Genomic DNA, 22,905 nt, shown 5'->3' on the forward strand with positions numbered 1-22,905 from the left:
TTCAGATCCCTAGGTGCGCCTGGACACGCGAGAGGTTGTGGTTGATCTCGCTGCGCGAGAGCTCGTCGACGATGCGGCCGGTTTCCATCACGTAGTGCCGGTCGGCCAGCTCGCAGGCAAAGCGCAGGTTCTGCTCGACCAGCAGGACGGTGAAGCCGCGCTCCTTCAACTGCTGGATGGTCTTGCCGATGAGCTTCACGATCACGGGCGCGAGACCCTCGCTCGGTTCGTCCAGCAGCAGGAACTTCGCGCCGGTGCGCAGGATGCGGCCGATGGCCAGCATCTGCTGCTCGCCGCCCGACAGCTTGGTGCCCTGGCTGGCGCTTCGTTCGTGAAGGTTGGGGAAGAGCCGGTAGACCTCGTCCACGCTGAAGCCGCCTTCGCGAATCACCGGCGGCAGCGTGAGGTTCTCCAGAACTGACAACTGCGAGAAGATGCCGCGCTCCTCGGGGCAGTAGGCCATGCCCAGTCGCGCGATCTGCTCGGGCAGGCGGCGCGTGATGGCCGTGCCTTCGAATTCGATGGAGCCCGACTTCTCCTCGATGAAGCCCATCAGGCACTTCAACGTGGTCGACTTGCCCGCGCCGTTGCGGCCCAGCAGCGTGACGACTTCGCCGCGCTTCAGGTGGAAGCTGATGCCGTCCAGCACCTGGTTGCCCAGGTAGCCAGCGCGCAGGCCCTTCACATCGAGGACCAAGGAGTTCGTCTCAGTGACCAATGTAGGCCTCCAGCACACGCGCGTCTTCGGCAACGGTTTCATAGGAGCCTTCGGCGAGCACCTCGCCGCGGCACAGCACGGTGACGACATCGGACAGCTTCTGCACGACCTTGAGGTTGTGCTCGACCATCACGATGGTGTTCTTGCCGGACTGTTCGGCGATGAGGTCGGTCACGCGCGCCACGTCCTCGATGCCCAGTCCCGCCATCGGCTCGTCGAGCAGCGCAAGCTCCGGCTCCAGCGCGAAAGTGGTCGCGAGTTCGAGCGCGCGCTTGCGGCCATAGGGCAGCTCGCCGGCCGCCACATGCGCATACGCACTCAGGCCGAAGCGCTTGAGCAGGTCGGCCACGCGGTCTTCCATCTCGCTCAGGCATGCGGTGGACCGCCAGAAGACTCTTGTGAATCCCGCCATCCGCTGAAGCGGGATGCACAGGTTCTGCGATGCCGTGAGGTGCGGGAACACGGCCGAGATCTGGAACGAGCGCACCACGCCCTGGCGTGCGAGTTGCGCGGGCCGGGTGTGCGTGACGTCCAAGCCCTTGTAGGTGATGCTGCCTGCATCGGCTTCGAGAAAGCGGGTAAGCAGATTGAACAGGGTGCTCTTGCCCGCGCCATTCGGGCCGATCACCGAATGGATGGTGTTGCGGCGTACGTCGATGTCCACGTTCTTCACCGCGGTGAAGCCCGAGAAACTGCGGGTCAGGCCTCTTGCGACAAGAATCGGCTCGGCATCCATGTCGCTTGCAGTGGCTGCGTTCATTTCTTCTGGATGCTCGCCTTGTCCACGAGCGGGCATTCGCTTTCGCTGAGGGGCGAGAGCGCCTCGCTCGCCGGGATGATGGTGTCGACCTTGTAGTAGTCCCACGGATACTTGGAATCGGCCTTCGACTTGACCGTCACCAGCAGGAAGTCGTGGCTCAGCTTGCCGTCGGGGCGCAGCATCGCGTTCTTCACGTACATGTCGTTGACCGGCGTACTGCGCATTTTCTCGTCGACCACGTCGGTCGCATCGCTCTTGGTGGCGACCACGGCTTTCAGGTAGTGGCTCGCGGCCGAGTACATCGAAGCCTGCGTGGCCGTGGGCATCGCCTTGAAGCGCTCGAAGAAGCGGCGGCCGAAGGCACGCGCCTGGTCGTCCTTGTCCCAGTACCAGGCAGTGGTGGCCGACAGGCCTTCGATCACGTCGAGGCCGGCCGCATGCACGTCGGATATCTCGAGGATGGTGGCGACCGGCTTCTGCTTGCCGTTCTGCATGCCGAACTCCTTCCACTGCTTCATCGAGTTCACGAGCTGCGCACCGCCGTTGGCAAACATCACGGCCTTCGCGTTCGAGCTCTGCGCCTGCAGCAGGAAGGAGCTGTAGTCGGAGGTGGACATCGGGTGATAGGTCTCGCCGACGCTCTTGCCGCCATTGGCCGCGAGGATTTCCTTGGCGACCTGCACCGCGTTCTTGCCGAAGGCGAAGTCGGCCGCGACGAAGTACCAGGTGTTGCCGCCGCTCTTGAGGATGGAGCGAACGGGACCGGACACCAGCGCGTAGGAGTCGTGCAGCCATGAATAGCCGGTTTTCACGCACTGCTTGCCGGTGAGTTCCGTCGTGCCGATGGCGCCGTACATGCCGACCTTGTTCTTCTCCTTGATCACCGTCTGGATGCCGAGCGCCACGGCCGAATTGCTCACGTCCATGATCGCGTCCACGTGATCGACATCGAACCAGCGCTTGGCGATCGTGACGCCCAGGTCCGCCTTGTTCTGGTGATCGGCCACGAGCACCTCGACCTTGATGCCGCCGAGCTGGCTCTTCATGTCCTCCACCGCCATCGTCACCGCGAGCGCCGAGCCGGGGCCGCTCAAGGCAGAGTAGGGACCGGACTGATCGTTGATCACGCCGATTTTCACGACACCGTCGGAGATCTGGGCAAACGCCGGCGCGGCAGCGAGCAGGGCGGCTGCCAGCAATGCGGCTGCAGACAGGGATCTGCGGCTCGAGGAGGATGTCATGACGTTTCCTTTAAGGAAGGGGATCGAGGGATTTCATTGCCTGCGCGGCCTTGGCCGAGGCCTCGCGTCTCCTGATCAGCATGGGCTCAGCCATGGTGCGCACCTCTTCGACCAACGCGGCGGACGCGACGCGTGGGTGGCCGCTCTCGAAGGGCGGCTGGGGGTCGTATTCCATGAAGAGCTGGATCCTCTTTGCTTCGTGTTCGCCGCGCAGCACGGCCAGCACACTGAATGCAAAGTCCAAGCCAGATGTGACGCCGCCACCGGTGATCCGGTCACGGTCGATGACCACGCGCTCGTCGGTCGGCACCGCGCCGAACTGCGCGAGCTGGTCGAACGAGAGCCAGTGGGTGCTGGCCTTGTAGCCCTGCATCAGGCCTGCAGCGGCCAGAAGCAGCGAGCCGGTGCAGACGGAGGTGACGTACTTCGCGCCGACCGCCTGCTTCCGAAGGAAGGTCAGCACTTCGACATCGTCCATCAGCGCAATCTGCCCAGGGCCGCCCGGGATCATCAGCACGTCGAACTGAGGCGCGTCGGCAAAGCTTGCATCGGGAATCAGCTTGAGGCCGGTGTCGCCGGTCACGGTGTCAGTGGTCTTCCAGACCAGCTGGACCTTGGTGTTACTGGCGCGCGAGAGGATCTCGAACGGGGCCAACACGTCCAGCGAGGTGATCTGCGGAAAGACCAGCATGCCGATGCGCAACGGCGCGGATGGCTGTTGTGGTGCATTCATGACTTGAGCCTTTCAATGGCGGCCCGGGCGAGCGACACACCTTTTTCGTTGCGACCACGCACGATCGCTTCCCGCTCGGGCCCGGCCGCCGCGGGCGAGCCGCAGTCGAACGGAGGCTGGGGGTCGTACTCCACGCCCAGCTGGATCAGCCGCGCCGCTTCTTCGCCGGCCAGCTCCGCTGCGAGCGTGAGCCCGAAGTCGATGCCCGAGGTCACGCCGCCGCCGGAGATGCGGTTGCGGTCGCGCACCACGCGTTGTGCCACGGGCTTTGCGCCGAGCTCGGGCAGCAGGTGAAGCCACGACCAGTGGCATGCGGACTCGTAACCGTCGAGCAAGCCCGCAGCGCCGAGCACGATCGAGCCGGTGCAGACCGACGAGATGTAGCGCGCCTGCGCTGCCTGCTTTTGCAGAAACGCGATCGTGACCGGGTCGTTGATCAGCGGTACGACCCCCACGCCGCCGGGCACGCACAGCACGTCGAGCTGCGGGCAATCGGCAAAGTTCGTCGTCGGGTTGATGCTGAAGCCCGCATCGGTCATCACCGGTTCCATCGCCTTCCACACCAGGTGGATCTTCGCGCCCGGTACCCGGCTCAGGATCTGCACCGGGCCGGTCAGGTCGAGCTGCGTCACGTCGGGGAAGAGCAGAAAGCCTATATGCAGGGTGATGGTGGGTGTCGGGGTCACGCGTCGATGTCCTTGGTTGTTTCGGCAATTGCTTCGTCATTGACGTCTGTTCAAGGCTCGATTCTGTGGAGACGGTCTCTTGGCGTAAATGACAAAACAAAGCTAATATTCGCCAATGTCATCGCCCCGACACGTCGTGATCCTCGCCTTTGCGGGTGTGCAGATCCTGGACGTTTCAGGCGCGGCGTCGGTCTTCGCGGCAGCCAACGATGCGCATGGCGCGCCCTTCTACAAGGTGCACATCCTCTCGGCCGAAGGCGGTGTCCTGCAAAGCAGCAGCGCGGTCGAACTGGGAACGCGGCCGATCAGAAGCGTGCCTGCGTCGAACGTCGACACGTTGCTGATCGCAGGCGGCGACCACGTGGGACTGATGGCGATGGCGCACGACAAGGCGGTGCAGCGCTGGGCGGTCAAGGCATGCGGCAACGCCCGGCGCTATGGCTCGATCTGCACGGGCACCTTTGCGCTCGCGCAGTTCGGCCTGCTGCGCGGCAAGCGCGTGGCCACGCACTGGTCCACCTGCTCGCAACTATCGGAGGCGTATCCGGACACCGAAGTGGACGTGAACGCGCTGTACGTCAATGACGGCAACATCTGGACGTCGGCGGGCGTGACCACCGGGATCGACATGAGCCTGGAGATGGTGGCTGCCGACCTGGGCGGCGAGACGGCGAATGCGATCGCCAAGCGACTCGTTCTGTACGCGCGCCGGCCCGGCTACCAGTCGCAGTTCAGCCCGGTGCTCGATGCCCAGACGCATGCCGACGCGCCGTTCTCGGCGTTGATCCACTGGATGCGCGAGCACCTGTCGGAGACGCTGGATGTGCCAAGTCTCGCGGCACGCGTCGCGATGTCGGACCGTACCTTCCTGCGCAAGTTCACCCGCTCGACGGGCGAGACGCCGGCGCATTTCGTCGAAACGCTGCGGCTGGACCACACGCGCAACCTGCTGGCAGTGGGCGTATCGCTCAAGGAGATCGCGGCGAAGACCGGCTACTCGACAGCGGCCCAATTGTCCAAGGCCTTCGACCGGCGATTCGGCATGACGCCGCTCCTGTTTCGGGAACTGCATTGCCGGCGTGACGCAGCGTGATCAGGTGCAGTGCGTCAGCTCTTGACCGGATGCCTCTCGCAGTAGGCGCCGCCTGCGCAAGACGTCGGCACATAGAGTTCGCCCTGGATGCGCCAGCCCGCGTCCGAACGCAGCCATTGCGCCATGTAACTTCCGCTGACTCGCACGGGGCCATCCGGGTCGGTCCAGGTGGCGACCCAGTCACCGGACTCCAGCGCGACCTTCCATGCCGCCATGACATGCACCGTTGAAGGCGTACGTGCATAGGTCGTGTCCGGGCGCCTGGCAAACTGCGCTTCGTAGAAGCGCCGATTCGCTTCGATGCCCGAAAGCTGCAGCGACATCGAGCCGAGCACGTGAACCTCTTCTGTCCAGAAGCTGGCGATCGTGTCGACATGCTTGCGAACGATGGCCGCGTTGGAAGTCGCTCTTGCCGCGCGGATGAGTTCTTCGTCCGTCATGTCTCAGGCCTGCACGGTGTCGCGGCGTGTGATCACCTGTCCCTGGCGCGCACCGGTGTGCTTGCCGAACTGCCACGTGACGGCGCCATTGACGATCACCACCTCGATGCCTTCGGCAGGCGTGTCGGGCTTCTCGTAACTCGCCGTGTCTCGCACGCACGTCGCATCGAAGATCACGAGGTCCGCATGATGCCCAGCCTTCAGCGTGCCACGCTCATGCAGCCCGAAGTTGCGCGCGGTGAGTCCCGTCATCTTCCACACGGCCGTCTCCAGCGGAAACAGGCCCACATCGCGGCTGTAGTGGCCAAGCACGCGAGGGAAGGTGCCCCACAGGCGCGGGTGTGGCTTGGTGCCCAGCGGAATGCCGTCGGAGCCGATCATCGTTTCGTCGAACGCTAGCACGCGTTGTACGTCGTCCTCGTCCATGATGAAGTAGATCGCGCTGCCCGGCTGCAGGCGGCGCGCGGCCTCTTCCTTGCCTACGCCCCATTCGGCCGCGATGTCGTCCAGGTCCTGCCCGGCGCGTTCGGGATGCGGCTCGCTGCTGGCGATCAGCACCCGGCCACCCAGCATGCCGCGGTCGGTGCGCAGCGCGGTGGAGCCGGCGGTGTAGGGGTAGCAGTCGAGCGACACGCACTGGTGCTTCATTGCCTCGCGAATGACGGGCAAGGTCAGCTTCGTCTTGCCGAAGTTGGCCTTGTGCATGGCCTTGTGGTGCGACACGACCACCGGCACATCGAGCGCGCGGCCGATGGCGAACGTCTCTTCAAGTGCCTCCATGATCTGGTCGGACTCGTCGCGCATGTGAGTCACGTACAGCGCCTTGCGCGAACTCAGCGGCCTGCTCACCTCGATGATTTCCTGCGTCGTCGCCTTGGTCGCGGCCGGATAGAAGGTGCCGGTGGACAAGCCGATGGCGCCGGCCTGCATGGCTTCTTCGACATGCGCGCGCATGGCGGCGATTTCAGCGTCGTTCGCGGGGCGGTCGATGTCGTCCATCGTGAGAGCGCGCAACGTCGAGTGGCCAACCATCGCGGCCACGTTGACAGACGAGGGCGCGGCGCGCAGCGCGTCGAGGTAGGCGGCGAAGGAGGTGAAGCGGCCTTCGGCGGGCGAGTCGAGCAGGCTGAGTGGCATGGGCAAGTCCATGCCTTCGCGCAACGGCGCGGCGCTGATGCCGCAGTTGCCGGCGACCACCGTGGTCACGCCTTGCGAAACCTTGAAGGGCATCGTGGCGTGCGAGAGCACCGCCTGGTCGTCGTGGGTGTGGGAGTCGATGAAGCCCGGGGCGACGATGCGGTCGGTGGCGTCGATCTCATGTGCAGCGGTAGCGCCGCCGAGGTCGCCAATGATGGTGATACGACCGTCGGTGATCCCGACATCTGCTGAGAATCGGAGCGCTTTCGTGCCGTCGATCACGGTGCCGTTGCGGATGAGCAGGTCGAAGTGGTGGGGTGCGGTCATGACTCATTCTCGGCACTCGTTTTGCTGGCGTAAACGACAAATGAACTCCGAAATCCGCCAAGTGACCTTGCCCCTGGAATCCTTACCCCATAGCCAAGCTCATGAACTGCACCGGGCTGACGTAGGTCAGCCTTTGAAGCGCGCGGCAATGGGTTGACGAGCATCGACGCTTTTTCGTGGTGGGCGACTCATGCTATTTTTAACACAATGAGTGTTATGTTAATTAAATGCATTCCTGGCGATCCCCAGACATCGACCGCACCGTCGACGTAGACGCCGCCGTCGCCGTCGCCGTCGCCGTCGCCGTCGCCGTCGCCGCGGAATACCTGCCGGACGGCTTGCAGTTTTACGACTTCTGCTGAAGGAAAAATCCGCCGTCGATCTAGTGGTTTTCCTTGTGAAAAGAGGCGTACATAACGCCAAGTGAGGTAGATATTCGTCAATACACTCTACCTGCCGCACGGTTAGTAAATTAGCTTGGAGGCAGGGCGCAGGTCGATGCGGACGCCCGGAAGACATTTGGCCAACCTCCGCCGACCCAGGAGACAAGCATGCAAAAGCCACATTGATACGTTGCCCTGCCGGCAACGCATGGCGCCACTGGCCGACCAGGCTGCGCTCATGCGAGTCGGGCCATTTCTGGCGTCGACTTGCCCACGGCCTGTGTTCGTGGTCGTCGCGCCCGACAACCCATCACGTTCATCACTTAAAACGAAAATGAAACTTGCAATCGTCGGGATCGCAGCGCTTCAAGCTGCAAGCCTCGCCTCCGCGCAATCCTCCCTTACGCTCTTTGGCATCGCAGATGCAGGCATCAGCCGCTATGAGGCTACGGCGCGAAATCCCATGACCGGAGGAACAATCACACAGCGGCAATCGGGACTGTCGTCAGGCGGAAACTCGACGAGCCGACTGGGGTTTCGAGGTACCGAGGATCTAGGCGGTGGCCTGTCGGCCGGTTTTTGGCTCGAGAGTGCAATCGCGCTGGACACCGGCTCGATCGGCGGCCCGTCCACGGCTGGCGCGCCCTCTGCGACGGCCTTCTTCAATCGCAGGTCGACGCTGTCGCTCGCGGGAGGTTTCGGCGAACTGCGGCTGGGACGCGACTACAACCCGACCTTCTACAACGACGCAATTTTCGATCCTTTCGGCAACAGCGGCGTCGGGTCCAGCGTTTTGTTCACGCTGGGAAACTCGGCCGCCGTGGGCAACTCGAACTACGTCCGTGCCAACAATTCGGTCAGCTATTTCCTGCCCTCCGCGCTCGGTGGCGTCTATGGCTCCTTCATGTACGGGATGCCCGAGAACACCAAGACTTCGGGCGTCGGCGTTGCAGACGGGAACGACCGGTCGGGCGCCTACATCGGCGGCCGTATCGGCTACGCGGCGGGCTCCCTGGACCTGGCCATCGCCCATGGCGAGAGCAAGGCAAGCGACACCGAGGCGCTGCGGCGCGAGTTCCGCACGACCAACATCGGCGTCTCTTACGACTTCGGCCTGGTCAAGGCCTTCGGGGAGTTGTCCCGCACGCGAGACCAGCGCCGAACACCCTTGATTGCCTCGGAAATCCACTTCGATGGCTATCTCGTGGGCGCCAGCGTGCCTGTCGGCGTCGGCCTGATCCGCGTCTCCTATTCGGCAGTTCGCTACAAGTCGGACGAAGGCATCACGGGTGCCAGCGCGCCACGGGTCAACAAACTCGCGATCGGGTACACCCACAACTTGTCCAAACGCACGGCCGTCTATGTCACTGCCGCGCGCATCAACAACAAGAACGATGGCGCGTATGCCGGCAGCTTGCCGAACGCCGCCGTTGCCACCGGAGGGACGGCTTCCTTCTCCGGCGCGGCACAGGGCTACCTTGCGCAAAAGGCAACGGGCTACGACGTTGGCATCCGCCACGCTTTTTGAGTCCGCGTCGAGGGTCGGGTACGCGAGCGCGCTCTGACGTCTTTCGATCTTGAATCAAGAGGGCGCGCGGTTCACGATTTCCGACTGCGGGCTCCTTCGGAAAATCACAGATGTGATTGTCTGTCGCCAATGCGCCCATTCACTTGTCGGCCGGCAGGTTGATGGGCATGATGACAAACAAGCCAGCTCCCTGCCCGCGCCATCGCAGGAGAAGCCACCAAAAACACTTTAGGAGACATGCATGACACCTGCGGCCAACGCATCCAGCCTTCAATCCAAGGCAACGTCCGAAAGCACCAGACTCGATGTGATCATCGTCGGTGGCGGATTCGGCGGCATGTACGCCGTGCACAAGTTCAACAGTTTGGGGCTGAAGCTGCAGGCCTTCGAGGCTGGAAGCGACGTGGGCGGCGTCTGGTACTGGAATCGCTACCCTGGTGCGCGCGTGGATCTGCCCAGCATCGACTACAGCTATTCCTTCTCCCCCGAAATCGAACAGGAATGGACCTGGTCCGAGCAGTACGCCGCGCAGCCCGAACTGCTGCGCTACATCGATTTCGTTGCCACGCGGCTCGACCTGCGCCGCCATTTCCAGTTCAACACGCGCATCGACAGCGCCATCTGGGACGAGCACCGCCAGGTCTGGACCGTGACGACCGCACGCGGCGAGCGCTACGAGGCGCCCTACTGCATCATGGCCACCGGCCCGCTCTCGGTACCGAAGAAGCCGGAGATCGAAGGCCTGGATCGCTTCAAGGGCCAGCTGCTGCATGCCGCGCGCTGGCCGCACGAGCCGGTGGATTTCACGGGCAAGCGCGTCGGCGTGATCGGCACGGGCTCGACCGGCATTCAGATCGTGCAGGAAGTAGGTCGTCAGGCAGGTGAGCTCTTCGTGTTTCAGCGCACGCCCAGCTTCACGATGCCCATGCGCAACGTGCCGATCGAAGCGGAGTACATGGCCGAGGTCAGGCGCCATTACGCGGGCATTCGCGAAGTGGCGCGCAACAGCGTGATCGGTGGGGCGCGACCGTTGTCCACGCGCGGCTTCTTCACGGTCACGCCGGCGCAGCGCCAGGCATTGCTGGAAGACTCCTGGAAACAGGGCGGCCTGGCGATGCTGGGGACATTCGGTGACCTGATGGTCAACGAAGAGGCCAACGAGCACGTGGCCAACTTCGTGCGCGCAAAGATCTCCGAGGTCGTGACCGACCCGGCCACCGCCGAAAAGCTGAAGCCGCAGGGCTACCCCATCTTCGCGCGACGCCCCTGCCTGGACACCGGCTACTACGAAACCTACAACCTGCCGAACGTGCACCTCATGGACTGCATCGCAGACCCCATCGTGGAGGCGACCGAGAAAGGCATCCGAACGGCCGCGGGCGAGACAGAACTGGATGTCCTGATCCTCGCCACCGGCTACGACGGCCTGACGGGTGCATTGCTGGCCTTCGACGTACGGGGTCGCGATGGCCGAACGGTCCAGGACAAGTGGAAGAACGGACCGCGTTCGCATCTGGGCATCATGCTGGAAGGCTTCCCCAACCTGTTCATGACCACGGGGCCCAACGGCCCCGCCGCGCTGGCCAACATCATCCGCATGAGCGAGAACGACGTGGACTGGATCGCGGATGCCATCCTTTACCTGCGCAAGAATGGCCTGGGCAGCATCGAGCCTACCCGCAAGACAGAAGATAGCTGGATGGAACTGGTGCACACGCTGGCAAGGCCTTCGCTCATCAACAAGGCCAAGACCTGGTGGGTGGGCGCCAACGTCGAAGGCAAGCCGCAAGGCCTCACGCAGTTCATCGGCGGGTTCATGAAATACCGCGAGCATTGCGCCGCGGCGGCAGCCAACGGCTACGCCGGTCACCAGATCGAACCCGCGCGCAACGAGACGCAGGGCATTGCCGCCTGATCGCCTCCCGGTCCAGAGGACGCAGCCCCGTCGGCTTCCTCTCGGACCCTACCCGGGCAGCGTGCCACGCGGCTGCAGGGAAGCGACGGCATGGCGCAGCACCGCTGCGTACCGCTCGCGGCTTTCGCGCACGCGCTCCAGGCTTCCCCCCAAGCCGAGGACCACGGGTTGCCCATGGATGGCGACGGGCACCAGCGCGCACATCGTCGCGCCGTCGGCGAAGGGCACGCCTTCGACATGAATCTGCGATTGCCCCTTGATCGACAGGATGCGCTCGACCGTCTCGGCCACGTCCACGCGCTGAGCCGGCTCGGTGATCGCGATATTGGCACGCCGCACCAGGCGCTCGATCTGCTCCGGCGTGCGTGTGGACATCAGCAACCAACCCAATGAGGACTTCACCGCCAGTCGCATGGTGCCCTCTTGCGTGTAGAAGCGCATGGCATGCGTGGACTGGATGATGCGCACGTGCTGCACGTAGACATCGTTGAGCACCCCCAGCGAGACGGTTTCGCCCGTGGCGTTGTGAACGTCGCGCATGGCCTCGAGCAGCTGCTCGTTGCCCCCCAGCAGCGCGGGCTCGATCCACTCACCGAGTGCAGCCACTCTCAGCGTAGGAAAGTACAGGCGCTGCACACGGTCGTAGTTCAGATAGCCTTCGCTCGTCAGGCTCTTGAGCAGCGCGGTCGCACTGGATTGCGGATAGCCGAGTGCATCGACGATTGCCTTGAGCGAACGTGGCACGCGTTCGCTGCGAAAGTACTCCAGCAGTTCGAGCACGCGCGAGGCCGACTTGACGGTCATGGGAGTGACGGGCACGGCATGCGCTCACGGCTTCAGCGAAGCCAGCAGTGCATAGACAGGGTCGCTGTCGCACAGCGACCCCAAAGGCTGGCGCACCGGTCCGAAGTGCTCGGCCTCGCTGAGCCCGGGAGCACCCAACTGGCGCAGCCAGTCGTACACCACCGTGCGCGCAGCAATGCGCCACTCGTCGCCCCGCTTCTCGAAACGGTCCACGTAGCGCCCCGCGAGGAACACCTCGCGCGCGACCCCCTGGGCATCCCGGTCCCGCTGCAGCGCGAGAAAGTAGGTCTCGACGCCCGCCTGCGTCCCCGCGAGCGTGATCGACATGTTGGCAATGTTGTGAATCGAACGCTCGCTGTCCGATGCCAGCTTTTTCAGCGCCCAATCGATGAAGCCGGTCGCGCTCCCCTGATAAGGGCCATGCCGGTCGGTGGCGTCCGGCCAATAGGCGCTGCGCAAGGCGGCTTCGTCCTGGCGGTCTATCCCTCGGCAATAGCGATTCATGCATTCGCGGATCGCCTCGCGGTCCATCAGTTCAGCAACCTGGCGGCTCAGCTCCAGACTCGGCATAGGGTATCTCCTTAGCATTTTTTGACGTCTAATTTTACTTGCCGACCGGTAGAATTCAAAGCAGAAATGGAGACTGAATTCATGAAGACCCGTTTAGAAGGCAAGGTAGCCCTTGTCACCGGCGGCGCCCAGGGCATCGGGCGCGCCATCTGTGAACATTTCGCTGCCGAAGGCGCCGTCGTCGGCGTGCTCGACATCAAGGGCGAGAACGCTGAAAAAGCGGCTCAGGCGCTGCGCGACCAGGGCTCGCAAGCCCATGCCTATGCAGGCGACGTGGCCCAGCGGGCAACCTTCGAGGCCGCCGTGCACGACCTCGAGCGCCGATGCGGCCGCTTCGACATCCTGGTCAACAACGCCATCTGGGTGCGCTACGGCCCCATCGATGCCATCACCCCGGAAACCCTGGCTCGGATGACCGGCACCGGGTTCCACTCGGTCATCTGGGGCATTCAGGTCGGCGCAGCGGCGATGGCGCGTTCAGGTGGAGGGGCCATCGTCAACATCGCTTCGGCAGCGAGCTTTCTCGGCATTCCGTCAGGCATGGTCTATTGCGGCGTCAAGGCCGGGGTCCTCGGGCTGACGCGCTCGGCCGCAGTGGACCTGGGCCCGCAGAACATCCGCGTCAACGCCATCTGCCCGGGCTCCGTGGTGACGGAAGGCGTGCGCATCAACGTCCAGCCCGACATGGAGGCCAAGCGCATCGCACGCACGCCGCTGGGGCGGCTGGGCCACGTGAACGACATCGCGTCGGCCGCCTGCTTCCTCGCCTCCGACGAGAGCAGTTTCGTCACAGGCGAGTCGCTGCTCGTCGATGGCGGCGTGACGCACGCCCTGCTCTGAGAGCACGTTCATGCACTCTCTTCAGCCTTTGTTCTTTCCAGGCTCCGTGGCGCTGATCGGCGCCTCGTCCGACCCCGAGCGCATCGGCGGTCGCCCGCTGCGCTTCCTGCTGGAGGCAGGATTCAAAGGCAACCTGTATCCGGTCAACCGCAGCGGCGCGGCCGAGATCCAGGGCTTGCCGGCCTATACCAGCCTGCTGGAGGTGCCAGGCCCCGTGGACCACGCCATCATTGCCGTTCCCGTCCCCGGCGTCGAAGCCGCTCTCAGGGAATGCGCAGCCAAAGGCGTGAAGGTGGTCCAGGTTTTCACCGCAGGTTTCGCCGAGGTGGACGCCGCGGGCGGCGAACTGCAGGCGCGTCTGGTGGCCATCTGCCGTCAAGCCGGCATGCGCATGGTCGGGCCCAACGCGCTGGGCCTGCTCAATCCTTCGCAGAACTTCTACGCAACCTTCTCCACCGCGCTCAACGGCCTGCGGCCCAAGCACGGGGTCATCGGCTTGGCGACGCAGAGCGGCGCCTTCGGCTCGGCCACCTACGGCATGGCCACGCTGCGCGGCATCGGGTTGTCGCGCGTCATCGCGACCGGAAACGAGGCCGACGTCGACGTTGCGGAGTGCATCGACTATCTCGCCGAAGATCCCGACACGCGCGTGATCTGTGCCGCACTGGAAGCCTGCAAGGACGGCGCCCGCCTGCGCGCTGCACTGCGAAAGGCCGCCGCCGCCGGGAAACCGGTGGTCATCATGAAGATCGGCAGCACCGACGTGGGCGCGGCCGCGGCCGCGACCCACACCGGTTCGCTCGCCGGCAACGACAAGGTCTATGACGCCGTGTTCGCCGAATGCGGCGCGCACCGCGCCCATTCGGTGGAAGAGATGCTCGACATCGCGCACCTCTGCGCCGTCGCCGGCACCCTGCCCGTCGACGAGAGCATCGGCATCATGACCGGCTCGGGCGGTATTGGCATCCTGATGGCCGACAACGCAACCGAGCTGGGCATGAGCTTGCCGGCACTCACCGACGATGCGTCCGCCGCGCTGCGCGAGCTGCTGCCCTACGCGGTGCCGGCCAATCCCTTCGACACGACGGCCCAGGTCACGTCCGTTCCCGATGGTGTGGCCCGGACCGTCGAGATCATGCTGCGACCCGATGCAAGCTACGGCAGCCTCTTCGCCTACCTTGCACACGTGGGCCTGTCGCCCCAGCGCTTCCAGTCGACCGAGGACCGTCTGATCGCCATCCACAAGGCGCACCCCGATCGCGCGCTGGTGGTGGTGATGCTGTCCGACGAAGGCGTATCGCAAAGGCTCGAGGCAGCCGGGGTCGCGGTGTTCGCCGACCCGACACGCGCCGTGCGTGCCGTGGCAGGTGCCGCGCGCATGGCGCGCTTGCGTCGCGACATGCGCAGCGCCGACGTCGCCGTGCCGCCAGCCGCGCATCGGCTCCCCGCAGTCGCCACCGAAACGCAAGCCAAGGCGCTGCTCGGTGCCGCCGGCATCCCGGTGCTGCCAGAGAAGGCCTGCACCAGCGCCCACGAGGCCGTGGCCGCGGCGAATGCCATGGGTTACCCGGTCGTAGCCAAGATCGTCTCGGCCGACATCCCGCACAAGACCGAGGTCGGCGGCGTGATCGTGGGCCTGCACGACGCCGAGGCCGTCTCCGCCGCCTACGGCACCCTTCAGGCACGTGCGGCCGAACGCGCACCCCGGGCCCGCATCGACGGCGTGCTGATCGCGCCCATGGTGCGCGGCGGCGTGGAGACCATCATCGGCATCCACATGGACCCGGTGTTCGGCCCCATGGTGATGTTCGGCCTTGGCGGGACGGCGGTCGAGCTCTACAAGGACGTGGCCTTCGCCTCCGCCCCGCTCTCCCCGGAGCAAAGCCTGGCGCTGGTGAATTCGGTGCGTGCATCTGCCCTCCTCCAAGGTTGGCGCGGCGGCCCGGTGTACGACCTGCAGGCCCTGACCCGCACGCTGAGCAAGCTGTCGCAGTTCGCGGTGCAACACGCCAGCCAACTGGCCGGCATCGACATCAATCCGTTCGTGGTGCAGACCGAGGGCGGCGTCTGCCTCGATGCGCTGATCTCCACCCGCTGAACGACGAGGACGGCCACCATGGAGCTCCAGCACATCCAACAGCCCTTTCTCGAGAAATGCGCGCATGGCTTGCGTGGCCGCTGAAACCGCCTTCCTTCGCCCTTCGCCCTTCGTCTGTCGCATAGCACCCGCCCCATGTTCCCAAGCAAGCCGAGCGTCGCGAAAGCGGCCACCAATCCGCTCGACTCGCGCGAGAACCAGCTGCTCGCGATCGCGCGTCGGCTGTTCGCCGCGCATGGCTACGATCGCACCTCGCTGCGCGAGATCGCCGACGCGGCGCACATCACCAAGGCTGCGCTCTACTACTACTTCCCCACCAAGGATGCGCTGTACGAGCGCATCGTGCTCGAGTCCATCCAGCTCCTGCACGACGAGGTCGCACACGCGGTTGCAAAGGCCGCGGGACCGACGGCGCGCGTCAGAGCGTTCATGGAAGCCTCGGCGCACGTGCAAGACCATGGGCGCGACCGCTGGATCGCGGGTTCCAACGCGTTCTGGCAGAACGCCACGGATGGGCTGCGCATGGCGGCGCTGAAGCTGCGCGACAGCTACGAGGGCTTGCTGCGCCAGTGCATCGCCGATGGCATCGCGGCAGGCGAGATGCGCGCCGTCGACCCGGCGATGGCTGGAAGATTGCTGCTCTCGTCACTCAACCACATGCCGCGATGGCACCGGCCTGGTGGCTCGCTCAGTGCGGTCGAAGTGATGCGGCAGTTCCTCGACATGCTCCTGCACGGGCTCGCCATCGACAGGCAGGCCGCCTGCGCTTCATCGCCCGGGACATCCGCGCCGATCTAGCGGCTTCGGCTGCCCGCCGCATGAAACCACGACATGAGTTCCAGACCCAATTTTTTTCCCCCATCACTTACCTGTCGGCCAGTCACTCTGTTTCGAATCTTCCTTTCGCCATGACCTCCAGCATCCCCCACCCGCTGCCCGCAGCAGGCGCCGTCGACACACCGAGGGTGCTCGCAGTCGACGGGGGCCGCAGCGACCACTGATGAACGCCGCGGCACCACAACACCACACCCAAGGAGAACCCCCATGCAAGGCTTGATGCAACAACACCAGCTGCTGCTGTCGGGCGTGCTCGACCACGCGGCCGCATTCCACGGCGAACGCGAGATCGTCTCGCACCTGGTCGACGGAAGCATTCACCGCAGCAACTGGCGCGAGGTGCAACAACGCTCCAAGCGCCTGGCCAACGCACTGACAGCGCTCGGTGTGCAGGCAGGAGACCGCGTGGCGACGCTGGCCTGGAACACGCACCGCCACGTGGAGCTGTATTTCGGTGTGTCGGGCATGCAGGCGATTCTTCATACGGTGAACCCCCGCCTGTTTCCGGAACAGATCGCCTACATCCTGAACCATGCCGAAGACGGCTATGTGTTCTTCGACAACAGCTTTGCTGAACTTCTGGCCACCATGGCGCCGCAACTCGCGCACGCCAAGGGCTTCATCGCCATGTGCCGGCGCGACCAGATGCCCACGGTCGACCTGCCCAACCTGATGTGCTACGAGGACCTGCTGGACGCCGCGTCGCCTGACTACGCCTGGCCGCGCTTCGACGAGAACACGGCATCGTCGCTTTGCTACACCTCGGGCACCACCGGCAACCCCAAGGGCGTGCTCTACAGCCACCGCTCCACGGTGCTGCATTCCTTCACCGCCTGCGCAACCGACGGCCTCGGCCTTTCGGCACGCGACAGCGTGCTGCTGGTGGTGCCGCTGTTCCATGTCAATGCCTGGGGCATTCCCTATGCCGGGGCGATGTGCGGCGCCAAGCTGGTCCTGCCCGGACCCCATCTCTCGGGCGAGAACATCTATGGCCTGCTTCGCGACGAGCGCTGCAACTTCTCGCTGGGCGTGCCCACCGTCTGGCTGGGCCTGTTCGAGCACATCGAGCGCCATCGCGCATCGCTCGACCTGTCCGAGATCACGCTGCAGCGCGTGGTGGTCGGCGGCTCCGCCTGCCCACGCGCGATGATCGAAAAGTTCGAGACCTTGTTGGGCGCGTTCGTCATCCATGCCTGGGGCATGTCCGAGACCAGCCCGCTGGCCAGCATCGGCACCCTGCTCGACAAGCACCGCGACATCGACCTGCAGCAGCGCTTCGACCTGCAGGCCAAACAGGGCCGCGCGATCTACGGCGTGGACCTGGAGATCTTCGGCGAGGACGGCCAGCCCCTGCCCCACGACGGCAAGGCCTTCGGCGACCTGAAGGCGCGCGGCCCCTGGGTGGCCAGCGGCTACTACCGCGCCGAGGGTGGCAGCGTGCTGGATGCCGACGGCTGGTTCGCCACCGGCGACGTGGCCACGCTGGACACCGACGGTTTCGTGCAGATCACCGACCGCAGCAAGGACGTCATCAAGTCCGGCGGCGAATGGATCTCTTCGATCGACCTGGAAAACGCGGCGATGGGGCACCCCGCCGTCCAGGAAGCCGCGGTGATCGGCGTGGCGCACTCGCGCTGGCAGGAACGCCCGCTGCTGCTCATCGTTGCGAAAGCCGGCCAGCGTGCCACGAGCGCGGAAATTCTGGCCTTCATGGACGGCAAGGTCGCCAAGTGGTGGATGCCCGACGACGTGGTCTTCGTGGAATCCCTGCCGCACACCGCCACAGGCAAGCTCCAAAAACTCAAGTTGCGCGAGCAATTCCGCGCCCACACGCTTCCCACGGACCGGGCCTGAATCCGCAGCGCCCGGCCCCGGCCCACTTTCAGCTCCCATGACCACTCTCGACGAAACCCAGAGCATGCTGCGCGACAGCGTGCAGGAATTCAACCAACGCCAGCCGGCGCCCGCTCGCATTCGCCTGCTGCGCGACCAGCCAGTGCCGCTGGACCGCGCGGTCTGGCGCGCCATGGCCCAAGCCGGCTGGCACGGCGTGCTCGTTCCCGAAGCACTCGGCGGCCACGGCCTGGGCCTGGCCGAAGCCACGCTGATCGCCTGCGAGCTCGGCCGAGCCCTCGCGCCCGAACCCTTCGTGGCCAGCAGCTTGCTGGTGGTGCAGTGCCTGTTGCCGCTCGCGGCCGAATGCCATGCCGCCAAGAGGCTGCTCGCGGAGGTTGTCGCAGGCGACACGCTCGTGGCGCTGGCCTGGCAGGAAAGACCCGGCGTGCTGGACGTCGACAGCAGCCTGCTGCAGGCGCATCGGCAAGAGCAGGGTTGGCAGTTGAGCGGCGCGACAAAGCGCTTCGTGCCGCTCGCCGGCGCGGCCGACGGCTTTCTGGTCTACGCGCTGCAACAGGGCATCCCCGCTTTGTTCTGGATTGCCGCCAACGCCCAGGGGCCGAAAGTGCAGAGCACGCGCACCGTGGACGGCACGGACTTCGGTGAGCTGGACTTCGCCGGCCTCACGCTGCCTGCCGACGCCCTCATCGCACAGGGCCCGGCCGTGCAGGCGGCGGTGGCTCAGGCGATCGAACTCGCGCGACTGGCATCGGCCTTCGAACTGGTGGGCGTGGCCGAACGTGCGCTCGCGGACACGGTGGCGTACACCTCGCAGCGCATCCAGTTCGGCAAGCCCATCGCGTCGTTTCAGGTGCTGCAGCACCGCATGGTGGACATGTGGATGCAGTGCAAGCTCGCGCGCGCATCGGCAGAAAATGCACTGCTGGACTGGCGGGAAGCAAAGGACCCGGCGCAGCGCATCCAGTCGCTGCGCGCTGCGCGCGCACGCGCCGGCAGCGCAGCGCTGATGGTCGGCAAGGCGGCCATCCACCTGCATGGCGGCATGGGCATTGCCGATGAAACGGACATCGGTCTGTGCCTCAAGCGCGCACTCACGCTGTCGGCCTGGCTGGGCAATCCGCTGTGGCAACGCGGCCAGTTTCTGCAGGAGTTGCAGAAGACGGGCCGCGTGCACCAGGCCGGCACCAGCACCGCCGAGGAACTTGCCGACGGTGGAGCCGTCGACCAACTTCCCGATGCCGAATTTCGTCGTGTGCTGGCCGGCTGGATCGCCGCCAACTATCCGCCCGAGAAGCGCTTCATGAAAAAGCGCGCCTACTACGCTGACATCTCGGACTGGTACCAGTCGCTGTCCAAAAGAGGGTGGCTCGCGCCTTCCTGGCCCAAGTCGCACGGCGGCATGGGCCTGTCACCCACCAAGCAGGTGATCTACGCGGAAGAGATGGCGCGCCACGGATGCGCGCGCATCCCCGACCATGGCCTGGCCATCGGCAAGCTCCTGCTGATGCACGGTACGCCCGAGCAGATCGGCCATCACCTGCCGCGCGTGCTCAGTGGCGAGGTGATGTGGTGCCAGGGTTACTCCGAGCCCAATGCGGGCTCGGACCTTGCCAACCTGCGCACGCGGGCCGACCGCGAGGGCGACGACCTGATCGTGAACGGCCAGAAGATCTGGACCACGCTGGGCCCCGGCGCCGACTGGATGTTCGCGCTGGTGCGCACCAGCAAGGTCGAAGGCGCGAAGCAACGCGGCATCACCTTCCTGCTGATCGACCTCAAGACGCCCGGCGTGAAGGTGCGCCCCATCGTCAACCTCAAGGGCGAAGGCGAGTTCAGCGAAGTCTTCTTCGACGACGTGCGCGTGCCCGTCGCCAACGTGGTGGGCCGCATCGACGACGGCTGGAACGTTGCCAACTCGTTCCTGCGCGAGGAGCGCATCTTCTTCGGCACGCCCCGGCAGTGCGAAGGTGCGCTGGCACAGCTCGACCGCCTCGCACACGCCACGCAGGCGCTGGACCAGGCCGACTTCCGCGACCGCTATGCGCAGCTGGTGCTGGACGTGCGGGACCTGAAGGCCGCCTTCGAGCGCTTCATGGGCCTGCTGAGTGGCGGCGAGGAGCTCGGTCCCGACGTTTCCTATCTCAAGGTCTGGGGCACCGAGACCTACCAGCGCATTGCCGACGAACTCGTGCAGTTCGCGGGCGACCAGGGCGCGCAGAGGGACGACGTGGTGATCGACGGCATGGCGATCGACGTGATGGGCCAGTACCTGGACTCGCGCATGCCCGCGATCTTCGGCGGCTCCAACGAGATCCAGCGAAACATCCTGGCCAAGCAGATCCTGGCCCTGCCTTCGGGCAACCCCAGAGCCTGAGCGTCGGCAACACGCGGGCTCGGCGCCCTCTTCCTCAACTCAAAAGACATCGGAGACAGACATGAAGAGCAAGGCGACTTTCGCAACCGGCCTGCGCGCAGGCCTCGCAGCCATGGCGCTGGCCTTGGCCACCGGCGCAGCCCAGGCCCAGATCTCGGACGACGTGGTGCGCATCGGCATCATGAACGACATGAGCGGCCCCTACTCGGGCAACGGCGGACCGGGCTCGGTGCTGGCGGCACGCATGGCGATCGAGGACTTCGGCGGCAAGGTCAACGGCAAGGCCATCGAGCTGATCACGGCGGACGACCAGAACAAGCCCGACGTCGGCCTGAACGCCGCACGCAAATGGCTCGACACCGAGAAGATCGACACCATCGTGGGCGGTTCGGCCACGTCCATCGCCTTCGGCGTGCAGACCCTGATGAAGGAGAAGCAAAAGCCGTATCTGCTCGCGGGCACGATCTCGTCCGACTTCACGGGCAAGGCCTGCTCGCCGATGAGCGTGCAGTTTCTCAACGACAGCTACGCGCTGCCCAAGGCCGGCGTGCAGTTGCTGATCGACAAGGGCATCAAGGACTTCTACTTCATCACCGTCGATTACGCCTTCGGCGCCGCGCTGCAGGCCGAGGCCGCGCGTTTCATCCAGGCCGCGGGCGGCCGGGTGGTGGGATCGGTCAAGCACCCGCTGGGCGCGACCGACTATTCGTCCTACCTGTTGCAGGCGCAGGCCAGCGGCGCCAAGGCGATCGTGATCCTGAACGCAGGCCTGGACCTGTCGAACTCGCTCAAGCAGGCTGCTGAATTCCGCATCACGCGCGGGGGTCAGACGCTCAGCGTCTTCGGCATGACCATCAACAGCGTGACGGCCATGGGACTGGACGTGGCGCAAGGGCTGAACATCACCGTGCCCTTCTACTGGGACCAGAACGAGGCCACGCGCGCATGGAGCAAGCGCTTCATGGAGCGCAGCAACGGCGGCGCTGTGCCGACCTACATCCAGGCCAGCGTCTACAGCGCAGTCAATCACTACCTGAAGGCCGTGAAGGAAGCCGGCACCGACGACGGCCCCAGGGTCGTGGCCCGGATGAAAGCCACGCGCGTCAACGACTTCATGACGCAGAACGCTCCGATCCGCGAGGACGGCCAGGTCATGCGCGTGGTCTACCCCGTGCAGGTCAAGACGCCGGCCGAGTCCAAGGCCAGGTACGACTTCTACAAGCTCGGCCCGGCCATTCCCGCGGAGCAGATATTCCGACCGCTCGCCGAAGGCGGCTGCGAGTTCGTCAAGAAGTAATTCCATCAAAAAGAGCCAGGAGACAGACATGAAGCTACAGATCAATTCCAGGTGCCGCCCTTGCTTGCGGGTCGCGGCCGTGGCGCTCGCTCTCGCAGCGGGTGCAGCGCACGCACAGATCTCGGACGACGTGGTGCGCATCGGCGTCATGAACGACGCCAGCGGGCCCTACTCCGGCGCGGGTGGGTCGGGCTCGATCCTGGCCGCGCGCATGGCCATCGAGGACTTCGGCGGCAAGGTCAACGGCAAGGCCGTCGAGCTGGTGTCGGCAGACGACCAGAACAAGCCCGACGTGGGGCTGGCCGCCGCGCGCAAATGGATCGATTCGGACAAGGTCGACACCATCGTGGGTGGCTCCGCATCGTCGATCGCGCTGGGCGTGCAGACACTCATGAAGGAAAAGCAGAAGCCCTATCTGATCTCAGGCTCGATCTCCTCCGAGTTCACCGGCAAGTCCTGCTCGCCCATGAGCATCCAGTTCCTCAACGACAGCTACGCGCTGCCCAAGGCCGGCGTGCAACTGCTGATCGACAAGGGCATCAAGGACTTCTACTTCATCACGGTGGACTACGCCTTCGGCGCCGCCATGCAGAGCGAAGCCACGCGCTTCATCCAGGCCGCGGGCGGCCGCGTCGTCGGATCGGTGAAGCATCCGCTGGGCGCCACCGACTATTCGTCCTACCTGTTGCAGGCCCAATCGAGCGGTGCCAAGGGAATCGTGATCCTGAACGCGGGCCTGGACCTGTCCAACGCGCTCAAGCAGGCCGCTGAATTCCGCATCACACGCGGTGGGCAGACGCTCAGCGTCTTCGGCATGACCATCAACAGCGTGACGGCCATGGGCCTGGACGTGGCGCGAGGGCTGAACATCACCGTGCCGTTCTATTGGGACCAGAACGAGGCCACGCGCGCCTGGAGCAAGCGCTTCATGGCGCGCAGCAACGGCGGCGTTCCCCCCACGTACACCAATGCGGGCGTCTACAGCGCCGTGGCGCACTATCTCAAGGCGGTGAAGGAAACCGGCACCGACGCAGGGCCCGCGGTGATCGCCAGGATGAAGGCCACCCGCGTGAACGACTTCATGACGCTGAACGCGCCGATCCGCGAGGACGGCCAGGTCATGCGCGTGGTCTACCCCGTGGAGGTCAAGTCGCCCGCCGAGTCCAAGTACAAGTACGACTTCTACAAGGTCGGTGCGCCGATCCCGGCCGAACAGATCTTTCGCCCGCTGGCCGAAGGCGGCTGCGATTTCGTGACGAAGAAGTGA

Annotated in this window: 20 protein-coding genes; 10 read left to right on the plus strand and 10 right to left on the minus strand. The window is 65.1% G+C overall.

Annotation, left to right across the window (positions count from 1 at the left end):
- Position 1: 1 nt before the first annotated feature.
- From ACSFA5_RS01640 to ACSFA5_RS01660, 5 genes are read right to left on the minus strand one after another with little or no spacing between them, the layout of a single operon-like run.
- A complete protein-coding gene (locus ACSFA5_RS01640) occupies positions 2 to 697 on the minus strand; it encodes an ABC transporter ATP-binding protein (protein ID WP_435442261.1) in 696 nt (231 codons plus the stop codon).
- 10 nt (positions 698 to 707) lie between these two features.
- Positions 708 to 1,454, minus strand: a complete 747-nt coding sequence (locus ACSFA5_RS01645; RefSeq protein ID WP_435442977.1) for an ABC transporter ATP-binding protein — start codon at positions 1,452 to 1,454, stop codon at positions 708 to 710.
- 20 nt (positions 1,455 to 1,474) lie between these two features.
- Positions 1,475 to 2,719 carry an ABC transporter substrate-binding protein gene (locus tag ACSFA5_RS01650; RefSeq protein ID WP_435442262.1) on the minus strand — a complete coding sequence of 415 codons (1,245 nt, stop codon included), beginning with the start codon at positions 2,717 to 2,719 and terminating at the stop codon, positions 1,475 to 1,477.
- A 10-nt stretch (positions 2,720 to 2,729) separates the two neighbouring features.
- Positions 2,730 to 3,452 (minus strand): DJ-1/PfpI family protein, encoded by a 723-nt coding sequence (locus tag ACSFA5_RS01655; protein ID WP_435442263.1) that lies wholly within the window; start codon positions 3,450 to 3,452, stop codon positions 2,730 to 2,732.
- Positions 3,449 to 4,120, minus strand: a complete 672-nt coding sequence (locus ACSFA5_RS01660; protein ID WP_435442978.1) for a DJ-1/PfpI family protein — start codon at positions 4,118 to 4,120, stop codon at positions 3,449 to 3,451. The genes ACSFA5_RS01655 and ACSFA5_RS01660 overlap by 4 nt, the downstream gene beginning before the upstream one ends.
- 154 nt (positions 4,121 to 4,274) lie before the next feature.
- Between ACSFA5_RS01660 and ACSFA5_RS01665 the strand changes: the two genes are divergently transcribed.
- Positions 4,275 to 5,231 carry a GlxA family transcriptional regulator gene (locus ACSFA5_RS01665; RefSeq protein WP_435442264.1) on the plus strand — a complete coding sequence of 319 codons (957 nt, stop codon included), beginning with the start codon at positions 4,275 to 4,277 and terminating at the stop codon, positions 5,229 to 5,231.
- A gap of 14 nt (positions 5,232 to 5,245) precedes the next feature.
- Here ACSFA5_RS01665 and ACSFA5_RS01670 read toward each other — a convergent pair whose 3' ends face one another.
- The 3 genes from ACSFA5_RS01670 to ACSFA5_RS01680 all read right to left on the minus strand — a co-directional run bounded on the left by ACSFA5_RS01670 (position 5,246) and on the right by ACSFA5_RS01680 (position 7,578).
- On the minus strand, positions 5,246 to 5,671 hold the full coding sequence (locus ACSFA5_RS01670; protein ID WP_435442265.1) for a YybH family protein: 426 nt from the start codon (positions 5,669 to 5,671) through the stop codon (positions 5,246 to 5,248).
- Between the two features lie 3 nt (positions 5,672 to 5,674).
- Positions 5,675 to 7,135, minus strand: a complete 1,461-nt coding sequence (locus ACSFA5_RS01675) for an N-acyl-D-amino-acid deacylase family protein (protein WP_435442266.1) — start codon at positions 7,133 to 7,135, stop codon at positions 5,675 to 5,677.
- A 188-nt stretch (positions 7,136 to 7,323) separates the two neighbouring features.
- A complete protein-coding gene (locus ACSFA5_RS01680) occupies positions 7,324 to 7,578 on the minus strand; it encodes a hypothetical protein (RefSeq protein ID WP_435442267.1) in 255 nt (84 codons plus the stop codon).
- A 274-nt stretch (positions 7,579 to 7,852) separates the two neighbouring features.
- Here ACSFA5_RS01680 and ACSFA5_RS01685 point away from each other — a divergent pair, with 274 nt between their 5' ends.
- The gene (locus tag ACSFA5_RS01685) at positions 7,853 to 9,046 is read left to right on the plus strand and encodes a porin (protein ID WP_435442268.1); all 1,194 of its coding nucleotides are present in this window, start codon (positions 7,853 to 7,855) and stop codon (positions 9,044 to 9,046) included.
- Positions 9,047 to 9,287: 241 nt separating this feature from the next.
- On the plus strand, positions 9,288 to 10,961 hold the full coding sequence (locus ACSFA5_RS01690; protein ID WP_435442269.1) for a flavin-containing monooxygenase: 1,674 nt from the start codon (positions 9,288 to 9,290) through the stop codon (positions 10,959 to 10,961).
- Between the two features lie 48 nt (positions 10,962 to 11,009).
- Here ACSFA5_RS01690 and ACSFA5_RS01695 read toward each other — a convergent pair whose 3' ends face one another.
- Positions 11,010 to 11,780, minus strand: coding sequence for an IclR family transcriptional regulator (locus ACSFA5_RS01695; RefSeq protein ID WP_435442270.1), 771 nt, complete (start codon positions 11,778 to 11,780; stop codon positions 11,010 to 11,012).
- A 9-nt stretch (positions 11,781 to 11,789) separates the two neighbouring features.
- Positions 11,790 to 12,335, minus strand: a complete 546-nt coding sequence (locus ACSFA5_RS01700) for a nuclear transport factor 2 family protein (protein ID WP_435442271.1) — start codon at positions 12,333 to 12,335, stop codon at positions 11,790 to 11,792.
- Between the two features lie 81 nt (positions 12,336 to 12,416).
- Here ACSFA5_RS01700 and ACSFA5_RS01705 point away from each other — a divergent pair, with 81 nt between their 5' ends.
- From ACSFA5_RS01705 to ACSFA5_RS01735, 7 genes are all read left to right on the plus strand, one after another.
- Positions 12,417 to 13,175 carry an SDR family NAD(P)-dependent oxidoreductase gene (locus ACSFA5_RS01705; protein ID WP_435442272.1) on the plus strand — a complete coding sequence of 253 codons (759 nt, stop codon included), beginning with the start codon at positions 12,417 to 12,419 and terminating at the stop codon, positions 13,173 to 13,175.
- A 10-nt stretch (positions 13,176 to 13,185) separates the two neighbouring features.
- Entirely contained in the window at positions 13,186 to 15,273 is a 2,088-nt protein-coding gene (locus ACSFA5_RS01710) for an acetate--CoA ligase family protein (RefSeq protein WP_435442273.1), read from the plus strand.
- 135 nt (positions 15,274 to 15,408) lie between these two features.
- A complete protein-coding gene (locus ACSFA5_RS01715; RefSeq protein WP_435442274.1) occupies positions 15,409 to 16,071 on the plus strand; it encodes a TetR/AcrR family transcriptional regulator in 663 nt (220 codons plus the stop codon).
- A 246-nt stretch (positions 16,072 to 16,317) separates the two neighbouring features.
- The gene (locus ACSFA5_RS01720) at positions 16,318 to 17,964 is read left to right on the plus strand and encodes a 3-(methylthio)propionyl-CoA ligase (RefSeq protein ID WP_435442275.1); all 1,647 of its coding nucleotides are present in this window, start codon (positions 16,318 to 16,320) and stop codon (positions 17,962 to 17,964) included.
- A gap of 37 nt (positions 17,965 to 18,001) precedes the next feature.
- The gene (locus tag ACSFA5_RS01725) at positions 18,002 to 20,341 is read left to right on the plus strand and encodes an acyl-CoA dehydrogenase family protein (protein ID WP_435442276.1); all 2,340 of its coding nucleotides are present in this window, start codon (positions 18,002 to 18,004) and stop codon (positions 20,339 to 20,341) included.
- A gap of 61 nt (positions 20,342 to 20,402) precedes the next feature.
- The gene (locus tag ACSFA5_RS01730) at positions 20,403 to 21,638 is read left to right on the plus strand and encodes an ABC transporter substrate-binding protein (RefSeq protein WP_435442277.1); all 1,236 of its coding nucleotides are present in this window, start codon (positions 20,403 to 20,405) and stop codon (positions 21,636 to 21,638) included.
- A gap of 28 nt (positions 21,639 to 21,666) precedes the next feature.
- Entirely contained in the window at positions 21,667 to 22,905 is a 1,239-nt protein-coding gene (locus tag ACSFA5_RS01735) for an ABC transporter substrate-binding protein (RefSeq protein ID WP_435442278.1), read from the plus strand.

Source organism: Variovorax monticola (genome assembly GCF_051216855.1).
GTDB lineage: Bacteria > Pseudomonadota > Gammaproteobacteria > Burkholderiales > Burkholderiaceae_C > Variovorax.